A 15,138-nucleotide genomic window follows, 5' to 3' on the forward strand; every position below is an offset into this window, starting at 1 on the left:
CGATCAGGCGAGCTTGTCCAACCGGGCGATGTCGTCCCCGGTGAGTCGCAGGCCGGCCGCGGCGACGTTCTCCTCCAGATGGGCGGCGGAGGAGGTCCCGGGGATGGCAAGGGTGACCGGGGAGCGGGACAACAGCCAGGCGAGCACCACCTGGGCACGGCTCGCGCCGTGACGTCCGGCGACGTCGTCCAGCGTCCGCTCCTGCTCCGGGGTGGGGGCCATGCCGGGCGGAGCCTGTGACGTGTCCAGGCCGGGCCTGAGCATCCCCGCCGAGAGGGGGAAGTACGGGACGAAGGCGATTCCGTACTCCTCGCAGGCGGCGAGGACGTCGGAGCTGCCCCGGTCGAGAAGGTTGAAGCGGTTCTGTACCGCGACCACCTCGGCCAGCTCACGGGCCTGGGCCAGCTGGGCGGTGGTGACCCCGCTGAGCCCGAGGTGCCGGACGAGACCGCGCCCTTGCAGCTCGACGAGGGTGGCGAACGACTCCACGAAGGGAGTGTCGTCGGGGAAAAGCAGGCCGTCGCCGCCGGCCCGCAGATAGACCAGGTCGAGGCGGGCCCTGCCGAGCCGGGAGAGATTCTCCTCGACCTGGTCGCGAAGCTGGGCCGGTGCGGCGGCGGGGTTCCAGCCGCGCCACTCGTCGCGGACCACCCCGACCTTGGTGGCGATCACCAGGTTGTCGGGATAGGGGTGGAGTGCCTCGCGGATGAGGTCGTTGGCCACGTGCGGGCCGTAGAAGTCGCTGGTGTCGATGTGGGTGACACCGAGTTCGATCGCCCGGCGCAGGACGGCGCGGGCCGCCGCCAGGTCCTCGGGCGGACCCCAGGCCCCGGGGCCCGGCAGCTGCATGGCTCCGTAGCCGAGACGGCCGACGGCCTGCCCGTCGCCGAGCGCGAGGAGGCCGCCGGGGGCGGCGTGGTCGTCGGTCATGTGTGATCTTCCTTTACGGGGTTCGGTGCGCGGGCGGTGAGCCGGGCACGGATGGAGGCGACGGTGATGCCGGGAGGATGCCGTTCGAGCTTGCCGCGATTGGCCAGGTCGTGAACGCCCTGGCGGGTGATGCCGAGCATGCCCGCCGCCACGGCCACGGAGACGGCGACGGCGGTGGGATGCCCCGCCCGCCGGAGCACGGCCTGGCCGAAGGGGGTGCCCCACCACCCGGCCGGCGGGTCGAACGGGGCGTCCCCGGGGTACAGGGCGCTCACCAGGCGAATCGCGGTGTGCGTCGCCGCCTGGTCGTCCTGGCCGAGCAGCGTCTCGGCCCAGGCGCGGGCCTCGGCCGCCAGCCGGTCCCGCATCAGGTCCGCCGTACCGAAGAGGATGTCGAGCGGGTCGAGCAGCCGGCCGCCGACGACCCTCTCCAGATCGTCCGCGAGCGCGTCACGCGCCTCCGTCCAGGTGTTCATGCTTCCTCCTCTACTTGACGTTGAACGTCAAGTATCGATGATCAGTATCAAAGGCTTGACGTTCGGCGTCAAGTACTTTTCTCCGGGTGGCGGGGATCGACCGGGTGTCGGGGGCCGGAAGCCGTACAGGGCGCGCCGTTCTCGATGACGCGCGCCGCCGCTCGAACCGGGAGTTCTCCAGGTCGGCGCTCCGGGGGACTCCCGGTTAGGGCGGCCTCGATCACGCGGGGCCGGCGGCCGGGACGAAACCGGAACCGGGCCGGTGGCCGGGAGAACGGCGCCGGCGGCGTGGTGTGGTGTGGTCACTCTCCTCGACGAGACGGGCGCCTGGTCACACGGCGCTACTCGCGGTATTTCTCGAGCATCTGGCTCCCGACGTCGACATAGCCGGCGAACAGCCCGATCACGTCTCGGAGCCGGTCCTGCGCGGGACCGGGACTCACCAGGTCCTCGCCGTCGCGCAGGGCGGCGATCAGGGTTCTGGCCCGCGCATGGCTCGCCTCCAGCAGTGACTCGATCCCTCCCGTGGCTTCGACCAGGAGCCTGCGGCTGCCGGGCTGCGGGATCACCCTGGCGAGTCCCCAGGAGTCCAGCTGCCGCACCGCGGTGCTCACCGCTCCCTTGCTCAGTTCGAGGTCGGCGGCGATCGCGTCGAGAGAGGTCGCCTCCTCGGTCACCAGCAGCAGCCCGTAGACGCGGCCGGTCGCGTGGGGGAGGTTCCATGAGGCCAGCAGGTCACCCACCGAGGTGACGAACGCGCGCCGCCTGGCCGCGCTCACCGCTGTGCCCGCTTCGACGCCGAGATCCCCCGCAGGAACGCCTCGATCGCCGCATTCACCGCCTGGGGGTTGTCCTGATTGGAGATATGACCCGCGGCGGGAATGACGACCTCCTCGACACCTTCGGCCCTGGCCCACCTGGGCATCGCCGAGGCGATGTTGCCGGTGCGGTCCCGCTCGCCGCGAATCAGGCACAGGGGCACCGGCGTGCGATAGCCGGGGTCCGAGTCGAGGAGTTCCACGGTCGCCCGCCACACCTGGACGAACTCCTTCTTCGACAGCTGGGAGAATGCCCGTCGCGCGTCTGCCCGCGCGCTCTCCGTCACCGCGGAGGCCTTGGCCATCATGTCCGGAAGGCGACTGGCCGGGATCATCGACAGGCTCGGCGCGGCCGCCTTCACCAGCAGACGCTCCCTCGGTGACAGCGGCGCGGTGTTCCACGTCGAACCGATGACGATCAGCGCTCGGGCGAGTTCCGGACGCCGCCGGACAACGGCCTGGCCGAGGTTGCCTCCGAGGGACTGTCCCACGAGCACGGGCCGGTCAAGCGCGAGGTGCTCGACGAGCGCGCACAGGTCCGCGATCGCCCGCTCCGCGGTGAACCGGACACCGGCCGGGCGAGACAGGCCGTGGCCGCGCATGTCCCAGGCGACGACCCGGTATCCCCGGGCGCGAAGCCACTCGCCCTGGGCGTCGAACATCACGTGATCGGTTCCGGCGCCGTGCGAGAACACCAGCGGCACACCGTCGCCACCGGTGTCGGCATAGCGGAGAGCGCAACCGTGCAGTGGGAGCACGGAAGACAGATTTACCATCTACTAAATATAGTGAATATGTCTCCTGGGCGTGGAGCGGCCCTCCAGGCTCGCGGGGGTCACGGTGATGCCGGAAGGGCCCCTGCTCCGGGCGGCCACGATCACGCGGAGCCGGCGACCGAGACGAACCCGGAACCGGGCCGGTAGTCGGGAGACTGGTGCCGGAAGTAGGTGTCGTATACCTGGCAGTAGTGACCGCCGCGAGCCAGCAGCGTGGTGTGGTCGCCCTCCTCGACGATCCGGCCGTGATCCAGCACGATGATGCGGTCGACGTGCTCGATCGTGGACAGCCGGTGCGCGATGACGATGGAGGTGCGGTCGGCCAGCACCCGGTCCAGGCCCTCCTGGATCTGGGCCTCGGTCAGCGGGTCGACGCTGGCGGTGGCCTCGTCGAGCACCACGATCGCCGGATCCTGGATGAGCAGGCGGGCCAGCGCGACGAGCTGGCGCTGGCCCATGGACAGGGCGCGTCCGTGCTCGCCGACGTCGGTCCGCAGGCCGTCGGGCAGGGCGTCGACCCAGTCGCCCCCGCCGACCGCCGCCGCGGCGGCGAGCACCTCCTCGTCGCCCGCCTCCGGTCTCGGGTAGCGGATGTTGTCGGCGACCGTGCCGCTGAACAGGAACGGGGTCTGCGGCACCGCGCCGATCTGCCGCCGGTATCCGGCCAGGTCCAGCGTGCGGACGTCACGACCGTCGATCAGCAACCGGCCGTCCTGGAACTCGTAGAACCGGGTGATCAGCTTGCTGAGCGTCGACTTGCCCGCACCGGTGTGGCCGACCAGCGCGACGCTCTCGCCCGCCTCGACGGTGAGGTCGAAGCCGCGCAGCACGGGGCTCCCGGCCTCGTAGCCGAACGTGAGGTCGCGGAACTCGACGCGGCCCGCCAGCCTGCCGACCGGCTGGGGATCGGTCTGCACGACCCGGGGAGGCGCGTCGATCAGGGCGAAGACCCGCTCCGCCGCGGACAGGCCCTGCTGGAACTGGGACCAGAACGCGGCGATGGAGGTGAGCGGGAACCAGAAGAGCGAGACGCCCTGGAGGAAGAGGAACCAGTCACCGCTGGACAGGCCGCCGCCGAGCACGGTGGTGCCGCCCAGCTGGACGAGCATGACCGTGGCCAGCCCGGCGACGAGGAAGAGCACGGGGAAGATGCCGGAGAAGACGAACCCCTGCCTGAGCGTCACCTGGTAGCTCTGCCGGTTGATGGGGAGGAACTCGTCGTAGACCCGCTGCTCCTGGCGGAAGTTCTTGGCGACGGTGATCCCGCCCATGGTCTCCTGCAGGGTGGCGTTCACCCGGCTCAGCGAGCGTTGCGCCCTGCGGGTGCTGCTCCGGGCGACCCGCCGGAACAGCAGGGCGATGCCCGTCACGATCGGCGCCACGAGCAGGGTCAGCAGGGCGAGCTCGACGCTGCGCAGGAAGAGCAGGACCGTGACGAAGCCGACCATCAGCACCTGGCTGATCAGGTCCATCGTCAGGGTGGAGACGGTGGCGAAGTCGTCGGTGTCGGAGGTGACCCGGCTGACGATCTTGCCCGACGGGGTCTCGTCGTAGAACGACAGGTCGCGCTCCAGCACGGCGTCGAACGCGTCCTGGCGGAGATGCAGGACGACGTCGCCGGTGACCTTCGCGCTCTGCCACTGGCGGACGAAGTTGAACAGCCAGCCGAGCACCCCGGCGAGCAGCAGACCGGCGGTGAGCTGCGGGCCCAGGTCGGCGATCGTGCCGTCCTCGACCCCGTCCACCCCCCAGCTGACCAGCAACGGCATCGCCGCCTGGCTCAGTGAGAACAGCACGATCATGACCGCGACCAGGATCATCGATCCCAGCTTCGGCCGGAAGTAGGACAGGATCCGGCGAAGGAGGTCACGATCGCCGTAGGTGCGGTCGTAGTCCTCGGCGTCGAGGCCGTCCATGATGAAGCCCATCAGCCCTGCGCTCCCTGCTCGCCCGCGAGGACCGCGGCCGGGTCGGTGGTGTCGCCGGACACGGCCGTCTCGGTGCCGCCGGCCGCGTCGACCACGTCGGCCATGTCGACCTCGTCGTAACGAGCGAAGATCCGCCGGTAGAGGCGGCTCCGGGCGAGCAGCTCGTCGTGCGTGCCGTGGTCGACCAGCTCGCCCCGCCGCAGGAGCAGGACCTTGTCCGCCCAGCGGATCTGGGAGAGCCGGTGGGTGATCAGGAAGGTGGTGCGCCCGTCGAGGACGCGGCCGATGGCCCGCTGGATCCTGTCCTCCGTCGCGGAGTCGATCGCGCTCGTCGAGTCGTCGAGCACGAGGATCGCCGGATTTGTCAGCAGCGCCCGTGCGATGGCCAGACGCTGGCGCTGGCCACCGGAGAGGGTGATGCCGCGCTCACCGATGACCGTGTCGTAGCCCTCGTCGAGCTCGCCGATGAAGTCGGCGGCCTGGGCCTCCTCGGCCGCCCGGACGACGGCCTCTCGATCCACCCGCCGGCTCAGCCCGAAGGCGATGTTCTCGGCTACCGACCGGGAGAACAGCACGATGTCCTGCTCGATGGTGGAGATCTGGGAGCGCAGCGAGTCGAGGTCCCACTCGCGGACGTCCACGCCGTCGACCAGGATCCGGCCGGCGGTGACGTCGTAGATCCGGGGGACCAGCTTCGCCAGGGTGCTCTTGCCCGAGCCGGTCTCGCCGACGATCGCCACGGTCTCGCCCGGTCGTACGGTGAACGTCACCCCGCGCAGCACCGGCTCGTCCTCCCCGTAGCCGAACGTCACGTCCTCGAAGACGATCTCCCCGCTGATCGGCGCGGTGTGGCCGTCGGCGCGCTGCCCGAGCTCGGTCTCGGTGTTCATGATGCTCAGGATCCGGCGGGAGGACACGATGCCGATCTGGACCAGCGAGAAGGTGAAGATCGACATGCTGGTCGGGAAGCCCAGCATGGCCACCAGGCCCATGAAGGCGACCAGCTCGCCGATCGTGAGGTCACCCGCGGAGTGCAGGTGGAGGCCGTGCCAGAGCGAGCCGGCCATCGCGAAGGCGAAGAGCAGGGTCGGCAGGTAACGGGCCTGGACCAGGCCGTTGTGGGCGAAGGAGTCGCGGTAGTGCCGCGCCAGGGTCCTGAACCGCCGCCGCTCCTGGGCCTCCTGCGCGGTCACCTTGATGACCTCGATGCCGCGGACGGCCTCGTTCAGCCCGGCGTTGAGATCGCCGAACTGCTCCCGCATGCGGGTCGCCACGGGGCTGAGCCGTCCCATGTAGTGCCGGAGCGCGACGACGAAGGCGACCGCGAAGACACCGGGCACCAGCAGCAGACGCGGATCGATCGTGACGATGAAGACCAGGGGGACGATGCCGCTCAGGCCGGAGTCGACGATCAGGTCGACGCCCGGACTGATCATGGTGGAGAGCTGCCGGATGTCGTTGGCCGCCCGCGCCATCAGGTCGCCGACCCGTTGCCTGTTGTGGAAGGTCTGGCTCTTGCCGAGCAGGCTGACGTAGAGCTCGTCCCTGGCGTCCCGCTCCAGCCGCTTGGCCAGCACCTCGCTGGACAGCCGCGCGACGATGTCGAAGGCGCCGCGGGCCAGCACGATGACCAGCAGTCCCAGCGAGATCGCGCCCAGTGCGCGCGCCCCGCCGCCGTCCTTGCCCAGCACGGCGTCGAAGGCCGCGCCGGTGAGCCCGGGGACCATGGCGTTGAGCACGACCATGATCAGCGAAGCGCCGAGGAACCCGGTCAGCTGGAGCGGCTGGCGGCGGAGATGGGACCAGAGCCAGCGCACCGGACCCCGCCTGTCGTGCGGGCGGCCGGATACGGAGAACTCCGAACTGCTGGTGACCACGAGCTCGCCCCCGAGCGGATCGATGATGGGATCGAACTTGTTTTCTACCATCGGGCACCGACGGATTCCCATCGCATTTTCCGGCCCCGCCCTGCCCTGTCCCGCTCGGACCTGCGCCCTTGTCAGGACACCTCCCCGTGCGGCCCGGTGCGGCCCGGTCCTCGCCCTGTCCGTTTCGGCGCCGTCTGTTTGAGCCCTGCCCGGACCTGCCGGGGTTCGGCCGCCCTCCTCGTTCAGCCGGGGGACGGATACGCGGGACGCTCCTCCTGCGAGGCTCGGCCCGGTCGGGACTCGAAGATCAGCGGTTGGTCTCGCGCGCTCCGCCGGGCCCGGCCAGGTTGGCCGACATCCTCGTCAGAACGTCGATCGTGGCCAGGTACTCCTCGGCGCCGATCCCCTCGGTGAGACGGACGCGGTCGGTGCTCACCCGCCGTCGCAGGTCTTCGTGCGCCCGGACTCCGGCGGCGGTGAGGGTCATCCGCTCGCCTCCTTCCAGCCAGCCTCGCTCGCGCAGGTCGTCCGTCAACGGGCGCAGGGAGGGGCGCCGGTCGTCGAGGAAGGGGGCGAGGGCGGTGTCGAGGTCGTCGAGTGTGAGGGAGCCTGCGGCGACGACGTTAAGCACCTGCCAGTGGCGGCGGGTCAGTCCCCGATCGGCCAGGATCTCGTCGAGGGAGCCCTCGACGAGGTCGTGGAGATGCTTGATCCAGTAGCCGATGGGACGCCTCTGGCCGGTGACCTCGGAGATGTTCACGGTTTCGCCTTCCCTGCTCGATACATGTACTTTGACAATAACATGTATTTTTACATGTAATATTGGAACATGGAAGATCCTCAGGTGGCCGCCGTCGAGCGGGCCATGGTGGCGATCCGGCGCAGCCAGACCCGCCGGGCCCTCCAGCGCGGCGCGGGTGGCGACGGGTTCGACCCCGCGCTCTTCGGGGTGATCGACGCTGTGGAGGAAGGAGCGGAGGCCGCGACGGTGACGTCCGTCGCGGGCCGGATGGGCGTCGACCAGCCCCGCGCCAGCCGCCTGGTGGCCAGGGCCGTCGAGGCCGGGCTGCTTCGCAGGGTGGCCGACCCGGTCGACGGACGCCGCAGCACGCTGGAGCTCACCGAATTGGGCGCCGGGCACGCCGAACGGGTCCACCGCTTCCGCCGTGAGGTCTTCGACGCGGCGATGCGCGGCTGGTCCGAGCGGGAAAGGAGAGAGTTCGCGCGCCTGCTCACGGCCTTCGTCGCGGAGCTGGGCCGACGCCACCCGGAAGGCTGACTCCTCTGCCCGGGTGACGGAGAAACCTCGTCGGTCGCGGCAAGGGGCGACGTGGCGTCTCCCGGCGGGCTCCGGTGTACCGGGTCACCCGCCGGGAGGCGCCGGGTCAGTTCGTCACCTGGAGGTCACTGCCAGGTGTCCAGGCGGCAGCCGTCGGTGGTCTTGCCGTTGTTGCAGTGGTTGAGCTGGAGGGCGTCGAGCTGGTAGGCGAAGGTCTGGCCTGCGGGGCTGACCACCGAGATCTGGACGCCGGCCGTTCCGGCCGGGGCGGTCGCGCTGTGCCGGTACTCCGTCCAGGTGCCGGTCAGCGCGGTGGTCGGGCCGTCACTGGCGGAGATCAGGGTGTTGGACGAGTTGTACCACGACAGGCGCAGTTTCACGTTGCCTGAGGTGGCGGTGGTCATCTTGGCGAAGAACTTGTAGGTCTGGCCGGCGGTCACCGCGGGTTTGCGGGTGACCGATACGACGCCGGCGGCGTGCGACTGCACGTTCATGGTGAGCGACCGGCGGCCGTCGTAGTGCTTGGCCGAGATCTGTGACGTCGGGCCGGGCGGGGTCACCTGGATCCAGCCGCCGCCCGAGACGCTGAACCCGGTCGGGGTGGCGTACGGCGCGTCGGCCTCGACGGTGCGTTCCTGCGCGGTCAGCAGGTCGTTGCTGTAGCCGATGTCGCAGCAGGTGGGGGTGGTGAAGTAGGGCCAGGCCGCGACGTTCACCTTGCGGGTGTCACTGGCCTCGTTGCCGGTGTAGAAGGTCGCCGTGGTCTCGCTCGGGTCGTAGTAGTTGTTGAAGTCATGGTCCAGCTGCCAGTCGTATCTCGGGTTGGACATGACGTCGGGATAGCTGAGGTGGTCGACGGTCTCGGTGACCTTGGGATGGTCCACGTAGAAACCGTCCGCGCCGAGGTGGATCAGTTCGTGCAGCTGGGTGGCGCTGGACCATTCGTCGGCGGTCGCCGCGCACGTCGTCGTGCACCAGGCGGTCGCGGTCCCGTTGAAGTCCTCGAACACCAGGTACTTGCGGTTGGCGTTGTCGTATCCCGCCGTGCCGAGATCATCGGTGATCTTGTCCACCGTGGTCTCGCCGCCGATCACGCCGGCTTCGATCTTCTCCGGTATCACCAGCGCGCGGGCGTAACCGGAGTAGGTGCTGGTGTCGTAGCCGGTGCGGCAGCTCAGCTTCAGGTGCTGGTCGTAGTTGGTGGAGTCGTCCAGCTCCAGGTCCATCCGGTCGACCAGCTTGGCGATCTGCTCGACGTGGGTCTCGTAGTTGTTCCCGCCGCCGTCGTGCCAGGCGTAGATCACCTGGATGGCCGGCGTGCTCCCGCTCGCGTTCTTGGGGTCGGACAGCGTCGTGGTGCAGCCACGCTTGGGCACGGCGGCGTCCACCGGCAGTGTGTACGGACCGGTGGGTTCGTCGATGTACGGCGGCGCGAATGCGGCCACCGGACTCGCCATCGCCAGGACGACAAGTCCCCCCGCGGCGATCGCCGACATGATGCGACGCAGTTTCAATGACAAAGGTTTTCCTCCCGTTGAGAACCCATGATCGGGAGAGTAATCAGCGTCACTGGCGAAATAAATACCTCATTTCAAACATTTTCGGACTGATAAATAAACATCCAGCTTTGCTGTGGTATCGGGCGTGCCGTAACCAAAAGTGCGATCCTGATAATGGTTTCATTCGACCAGCTTTTGACGATAAAATACTAATAAGGAAACTTGGATGGATTTAATTACTCATGTCCATTAAAAGGATGCTTTGGGTATTTTGCGCTATGTAACGGAGCCCATGAGCTGACAGGGGCCCCGTGGTAAACAGCGAAAATCCAACGAATACGGCTCTGAACTGCGGTTGCCGAGGATTTTGAGGACGGTTGTCGACCTCCCCGGCCACCCAGGTGCCCGGCCGCCGTGCGACGTAACGGTGGATCCGGTGGGCTCGGCGGCGATGTGTCCCGGGAGGGGTTCACCGGCTCACGAGCACCGGGGCGGTCTGCTCGCCGTGGGCAGGACGACCCGGTCGCCAGGCCGTACCGACTGGAATCGGGATGCCGGGCCTGAAACCGGCATGTAGCCTGCGCGGGGACTTAGAAAGAGGGAAGCGCAGTGGCACATGTTGAGGTTGGCCATCTGACATACGTCCTGCCGGATGGGCGGCCGTTGCTCGACGACGTGTCCTTCCGGGTCGGCGAGGGGGTCAAGGCGGCACTCGTCGGGCCCAACGGGGCGGGCAAGACGACCCTGATGCGGCTGATCGCGGGCGACCTGCAGCCGGTCGACGGGAGCGTCGCCAGCTCCGGCGGCCTGGGCATCATGCGGCAGTTCATCGGCAGCATCCGCGACGGCAGGACCGTGCACGACCTGCTGGTCAGCGTCGCCCCGGGCCGCGTGCGGGAGGCGGCCGCGCGACTCGACGCCGCCGAGCTGGTGATGATGGAGCGCGAGGACGAGAAGGCGCAGATGCGCTACGCGCAGGCCATCACCGACTACACCGACGCGGGCGGCTACGACATCGAGGTGCTCTGGGACACCTGCGCCATGGCCGCCCTCGGCATGCCGTACGACGACTGCAAGTACCGCGAGGTCAACACGCTGTCGGGCGGTGAGCAGAAGCGGCTGGTGCTGGAGGCGCTGCTGCGGGGGCCCGACCAGACGCTGCTGCTCGACGAGCCGGACAACTACCTGGACGTGCCGGGCAAGCTCTGGCTGGAGCGGGCGCTGCGCGAGACGCCCAAGACGGTGCTGCTGGTCAGCCACGACAGGGAGCTCCTGGCCAACGCGGCCGACCGGATCATCACCGTCGAGTCCGGCAACATCTGGGTCCACGGCGGGGGCTTCCGCTCGTACGCCCAGGCGCGCAGGGAGCGCAACGAGCGCCTCGACGAGCTGAAGAAGCGCTGGGACGAGGAGCACGCCAAGATCAAGCGTCTGGTCCTCATGCTGAAGCAGAAGGCCAAGTACATGGACACCATGGCCGCCGCCTACCACTCGGCCCAGACCCGGCTGCGCAGGTTCGAGGAGGCCGGGCCGCCGGAGGCGGCGCCCAAGGAGCAGTTCATCAGCATGCGGCTCAAGGGCGGCCGGACCGCCAAGCGGGCGGTGATCTGCGAGAAGCTGGAGCTCACCGGCCTGATGAAGCCGTTCGACCTGGAGATCTGGTACGGCGAGCGGGTCGCGGTGCTGGGGTCCAACGGCTCGGGCAAGTCGCACTTCCTGCGACTGATCGCCGGGGAGGAGGTCAGGCACACCGGCGTGGCCAGGCTCGGCGCGCGGGTCGTCCCCGGCCACTTCGCCCAGACGCACGCCCGTCCCGAGCTCATCGGCCGGACGCCCTGCGAGATCGTGATGACCGAGCACGCCCGGCTCAAGAACGAGGCGATGAAGGTGCTGTCCCGCTACGAGCTGGCCGGGACCATCGCCGAGCAGCGCTTCGAGACGCTGTCCGGCGGCCAGCAGGCCCGGTTGCAGATCCTGCTGCTCGAACTGTCGGGCACCACCCTGCTCCTGCTGGACGAGCCGACCGACAACCTCGACCTGGCCAGCGCGGAGGCTCTCCAGGAAGGGCTGGACGCCTTCGACGGGACCGTGGTCGCCGTCACCCACGACCGTTGGTTCGCCGATGACTTCGACCGCTATCTGGTCTTCGGAGCCGATGGGAAGGTCTACGAATCATCCGAACCGGTATGGGACGAGGCCCGCGTGGTCCGGCAGAGGTAAAGACTCGGGCCGTTTGCGGCGTGTCCAGGTGGGCGGGGGGCCGTCACCGGTTATCACGGCTACGTGACGCACAGCACCCGAATCGTCGGCGCCCTCGCCCTTCTCCTCCTCGTCGGATGCGCCGGATGCACCGACGACGAAGAGGAGACGAAGCAGGCAGCCGCGCTCCAGCCACTCGCGGTCAGGGAGCAGGCCTCGTCCATCGTCAAGGGCGACGATGGGTACGTGGTGAACTGGGCCGGAGTGCTCGCCAACACCAACCCGTGGCACTTCGGCGAGCACGTCGTGGCCACCGTGGTGGCCAAGAACTCCGAGGGCAGGGAGGTCGTCCGGCTGGAGCAGCCGCTGGACGCCGTACCCCCCGCGGGGACGCTCCCCTTCACCGGCCAGGTGGTGACCCAGGACAAGCCCGCCGACGTGAGCATCGCGTACCGCCCGGCACGCTGGCACCAGGCGGGCCGGATCGTCTCGGCCTTCCAGCCCTTCCCGGTCCGGGAGGTGCTGACCGACCGCACGGCCGACGGCGACTATCTCGTCACCGGCTACGTCGGCACCCCGTACGTGATACCGGCCCGCAGCCTGGCCGTCACCGCGCTCCTGCGCGACAAGCGGGGCAAGCTGCTCGGCGGCGGGAGCACGTTCGTGGACAACGTCCAGGCGGGCCAGAAGCGCCGCTTCATCCTGCAGATCAAGAGCGTCGAGGACACCCGCGACATCGCCTCGGCGGAGGTGACCGCGCGCACCTGGGGGTCGAGCAGCCGCCCCTTCGAGCAGCTCGCCCTGGGTGGTTCGCTGCCCCTGAACACGACCAAGCCGAAGATGCCGCCGTTCGCCAAGGACCGGGGACGGCAGGCCCCCCTCGCGGGCGCCGTCCGCCCGTGATCGTTCGCCCGTGATCGCCCGCCTGTGGCCGTCCGGCCGTGACCGTCCGCCCGTGACCGGTCGTGGCCTGTCGCTCGTGATCATCCGCCTCTGACCGCCGGTCCGTGACCGTCCGGCCGTGACCGCCCGCCCACGGCCGGGAGTTCTTCCCCGATGTACCAATAGGCACGATTAATTCGATTAAATAGCTATTCATCAATATTTATGATTGCTGTTAACAGTGGGCCTTTACTTGATTCATTGACGTGAAGGAGACAATCGAAGTCACCGTTCGTGAATCGCTGGAATTTCCGCTCACTCAGCGTTTACCTTCGATTACATGACTGACAGTGTCCTGGTCGCGGCGTTGCGCGCGAGGAGTCCGGGAGCCCTCGCCGATCTCTACGACTCATACGCGGAAAGCGTCTACCGATACTGCCGTTCAATGCTCGCCACCTCCGAGGCCACGGAGTCGGCGCTCCTCGGCACCTTCATCGCCGCCGAGGCCCATGTTCACGCGCTCGCCGACTCCCGTCGGCTGGAGGCGTGGCTGTACGCACTCGCTCGGGGGGAGTGCGTACGGCGTCATCTCGCCGAGGGGCCCGACCCGGTGGTCCCCGCTCCGGCGGCCCCCGTCCCGGTGGTCAGCGCCGGAAGCGACGCGGACCTGCGGGTGATGGCGTGGAACGCCATCCGGAGCCTGTCGCCCGACGACCGCGAGGTCCTCGACCTGAGCTGCCGGCACGGCTTCGGGCCCATCGACCTCGCCGCGGTCCTGGGCGTCACCCCCAAGGTCGCCGGCGCCCTGTACGAGTCGGCGAGGGAACGCCTGCGTGACGTCGTCACCGCGGAGGTCCTCGTCCGCAAGGGACCGTACGACTGCGCGAGCCGGGCCCGCATGCTCACCGGCTTCACCGGCGAGCTCACGCCGGAGACGCGCGAGCGGGTCATCCGCCACGTGAACCGCTGCGACACCTGCGCCCCGCACCGGGTCAGGCAGGTCTCCGCGGCCAAGGTCTTCGACCTGCTCCCCCCGGTCGCGCTCCCGCCCACGCTGCGCGCGTGGGTGATGGGCCACTTCACCGACCCCGAGGGGGTCCCCTACCGGCGCGACGTCGCCCGCCTGGCCGGTCCCCTCGACGGTTCCGGGTTCCCCGCCCGCGGGGTTCGCGCGAGTCGCCGGCCCTACGCGCTGGCCGGCGCGACGGCCGCGGTCGCCGCCGCGGCGGCGCTGGTCATGGTCCTCGCCCAGACCGTGGTCGACCGGGGGGACGCGGGTTCCGGCGTCGCCTCGGGCACGTTCCCGGTGGTGGCGGAGCCTCCGGGCGCCCGGACACCGGGGGAGCCCCGCAGGGGAGGTGTGTCCGTGCCGCTGGAGTCCGTCGGGGAGGGGGTGGCCGTCGAGCGGATCGGCTCGCTCGGGACGACGGAGCCGGTCAGTGCCGTCGGGCCCGCCTTCGAGGACGACCGGCGGGGGGAGCCGGGTCCGGTCGGCCCTCGGACGGAGGTCTCGCCCCGGCGACCCGATGACGGGCCCTCCGGCGACGGGCCGGCCGATCCCGCCCGTCCGGCCCACGAAGAGCCCTCGGACGAGGGACCGGCCGCTCCGGCCGAGCCGCCCTCACCCGTGTCGCCGGTGCCGCCGGGATCTTCCGGGATCGGCGCGCCGGACCGGCACCACCGCGACCATCACGGACACTCCGCCCGCCGTTGCGGGATCACCCACCGACCGGCGGATCCGGTGTCCTCGGGGTCGGACCCGGCACCTCCGCGGGCGAATCCGAGGTTTCCCCGAGGGGAGCACAGGCCCCCGCGCGCGGTCCCCCGGCCACCGCGGACCGATCCGGAGCCTCCACGGGCGAACCCCCGGCCCCCCGGTGCGGACTCCGGGACCTCACGGGCGAACCCCCGGCCGCCGTACGCCGAGCCGCGACGCCCGCGTGCGAACCACGGCCACCCGAGGTCCGGTTCGCGGCAGGTCCCCGACGACTCCCGGCCGGCCCCCGCCGGTCCGAGGCGGTCCTCGGGCGGCGCGGGTCACGCGGAAAGCCCCGGCAGCCAGAGCCCGGAACGAATCTCGACCAGATCGGGCCACGGGCGGGCCTCAGGCGACTCGGGCGACTCGGGTCACGGGCGCGCCTCGGACGGCGCGGGTCAGGGGCGGTCGTCGGGCGGCTCGGGCCAGGGGCGGTCCTCGGGAGGTTCTCCGCCGGCTTCCACCGGCACGAGTCCCGCCGCACCGTCCTCGCGCCCCGGGTCTCCCGCCCTCTCCGGGGCGGCCGGCGCACCGGCCTGACCCATCTCACCGGCTCGGCCGGTCCGCCGTCGCCTCCCCGCTCCCCGGCCCTGCCCTTCCTGGGCTCCGGCTCCCTCATCTCGGCCCGCTCCGGACCTCCACCGGGCGGGCCGTACGGATGTCCGGGGAGAAAACCACCACGCATCCGCCGACCGGAAGATCTGGCGTGGGATACGGGGGCCGAGGC

Annotated in this window: 12 protein-coding genes; 4 read left to right on the top strand and 8 right to left on the bottom strand. The window is 69.9% G+C overall.

Annotated features, from left to right (window positions below; genetic code table 11):
• Window positions 1–3 precede the first annotated feature (3 nt).
• The 7 genes from AC5L38_RS15505 to AC5L38_RS15535 all read right to left on the bottom strand — a co-directional run bounded on the left by AC5L38_RS15505 (window position 4) and on the right by AC5L38_RS15535 (window position 7,556).
• On the bottom strand, window positions 4–930 hold the full coding sequence (locus AC5L38_RS15505; protein ID WP_495243490.1) for an oxidoreductase: 927 nt from the start codon (window positions 928–930) through the stop codon (window positions 4–6).
• On the bottom strand, window positions 927–1,406 hold the full coding sequence (locus tag AC5L38_RS15510) for a hypothetical protein (protein WP_495243491.1): 480 nt from the start codon (window positions 1,404–1,406) through the stop codon (window positions 927–929). The genes AC5L38_RS15505 and AC5L38_RS15510 overlap by 4 nt, the downstream gene beginning before the upstream one ends.
• A gap of 341 nt (window positions 1,407–1,747) precedes the next feature.
• Window positions 1,748–2,185, bottom strand: a complete 438-nt coding sequence (locus AC5L38_RS15515; protein ID WP_495243492.1) for a GbsR/MarR family transcriptional regulator — start codon at window positions 2,183–2,185, stop codon at window positions 1,748–1,750.
• A complete protein-coding gene (locus tag AC5L38_RS15520; RefSeq protein ID WP_495243493.1) occupies window positions 2,182–3,000 on the bottom strand; it encodes an alpha/beta fold hydrolase in 819 nt (272 codons plus the stop codon). The genes AC5L38_RS15515 and AC5L38_RS15520 overlap by 4 nt, the downstream gene beginning before the upstream one ends.
• Before the next feature lie 101 nt (window positions 3,001–3,101).
• The gene (locus AC5L38_RS15525) at window positions 3,102–4,928 is read right to left on the bottom strand and encodes an ABC transporter ATP-binding protein (protein WP_495243494.1); all 1,827 of its coding nucleotides are present in this window, start codon (window positions 4,926–4,928) and stop codon (window positions 3,102–3,104) included.
• Window positions 4,928–6,856 carry an ABC transporter ATP-binding protein gene (locus tag AC5L38_RS15530; protein WP_495243495.1) on the bottom strand — a complete coding sequence of 643 codons (1,929 nt, stop codon included), beginning with the start codon at window positions 6,854–6,856 and terminating at the stop codon, window positions 4,928–4,930. The genes AC5L38_RS15525 and AC5L38_RS15530 overlap by 1 nt, the downstream gene beginning before the upstream one ends.
• Window positions 6,857–7,103: 247 nt before the next feature.
• Window positions 7,104–7,556 carry a MarR family winged helix-turn-helix transcriptional regulator gene (locus AC5L38_RS15535; RefSeq protein WP_495243496.1) on the bottom strand — a complete coding sequence of 151 codons (453 nt, stop codon included), beginning with the start codon at window positions 7,554–7,556 and terminating at the stop codon, window positions 7,104–7,106.
• A gap of 69 nt (window positions 7,557–7,625) precedes the next feature.
• Between AC5L38_RS15535 and AC5L38_RS15540 the strand changes: the two genes are divergently transcribed.
• Entirely contained in the window at window positions 7,626–8,075 is a 450-nt protein-coding gene (locus AC5L38_RS15540; protein WP_495243497.1) for a MarR family winged helix-turn-helix transcriptional regulator, read from the top strand.
• 125 nt (window positions 8,076–8,200) lie between these two features.
• Here the strand turns inward: AC5L38_RS15540 and AC5L38_RS15545 are convergent, their stop codons facing one another.
• Complete coding sequence (locus AC5L38_RS15545; protein ID WP_495243498.1) at window positions 8,201–9,589, bottom strand: carbohydrate binding domain-containing protein; 1,389 nt, start codon at window positions 9,587–9,589, stop codon at window positions 8,201–8,203.
• A gap of 594 nt (window positions 9,590–10,183) precedes the next feature.
• Here AC5L38_RS15545 and AC5L38_RS15550 point away from each other — a divergent pair.
• From AC5L38_RS15550 to AC5L38_RS15560, 3 genes are all read left to right on the top strand, one after another.
• Window positions 10,184–11,794: an ABC-F family ATP-binding cassette domain-containing protein gene (locus AC5L38_RS15550; RefSeq protein WP_495243499.1), complete on the top strand. Its 1,611-nt coding sequence runs from the start codon at window positions 10,184–10,186 to the stop codon at window positions 11,792–11,794.
• 63 nt (window positions 11,795–11,857) lie between these two features.
• Window positions 11,858–12,676 (top strand): hypothetical protein, encoded by an 819-nt coding sequence (locus AC5L38_RS15555; protein WP_495243500.1) that lies wholly within the window; start codon window positions 11,858–11,860, stop codon window positions 12,674–12,676.
• A gap of 319 nt (window positions 12,677–12,995) precedes the next feature.
• On the top strand, window positions 12,996–14,951 hold the full coding sequence (locus AC5L38_RS15560) for a hypothetical protein (RefSeq protein ID WP_495243501.1): 1,956 nt from the start codon (window positions 12,996–12,998) through the stop codon (window positions 14,949–14,951).
• Window positions 14,952–15,138 lie beyond the last annotated feature (187 nt).

Source organism: Streptosporangium nanhuense, assembly GCF_059358815.1.

What these genes read in the sequence shown, in the direction of transcription:
- AC5L38_RS15530 (WP_495243495.1), bottom strand. Translation starts at nt 6,856, where the DNA reads ATGGTAGAAAACAAGTTCGATCCCATCATCGATCCGCTCGGGGGCGAG.
- AC5L38_RS15510 (WP_495243491.1), bottom strand. Translation starts at nt 1,406, where the DNA reads ATGAACACCTGGACGGAGGCGCGTGACGCGCTCGCGGACGATCTGGAG.
- AC5L38_RS15540 (WP_495243497.1), top strand. Translation starts at nt 7,626, where the DNA reads ATGGAAGATCCTCAGGTGGCCGCCGTCGAGCGGGCCATGGTGGCGATC.
- AC5L38_RS15520 (WP_495243493.1), bottom strand. Translation starts at nt 3,000, where the DNA reads ATGGTAAATCTGTCTTCCGTGCTCCCACTGCACGGTTGCGCTCTCCGC.
- AC5L38_RS15525 (WP_495243494.1), bottom strand. Translation starts at nt 4,928, where the DNA reads ATGGGCTTCATCATGGACGGCCTCGACGCCGAGGACTACGACCGCACC.
- AC5L38_RS15560 (WP_495243501.1), top strand. Translation starts at nt 12,996, where the DNA reads ATGACTGACAGTGTCCTGGTCGCGGCGTTGCGCGCGAGGAGTCCGGGA.
- AC5L38_RS15505 (WP_495243490.1), bottom strand. Translation starts at nt 930, where the DNA reads ATGACCGACGACCACGCCGCCCCCGGCGGCCTCCTCGCGCTCGGCGAC.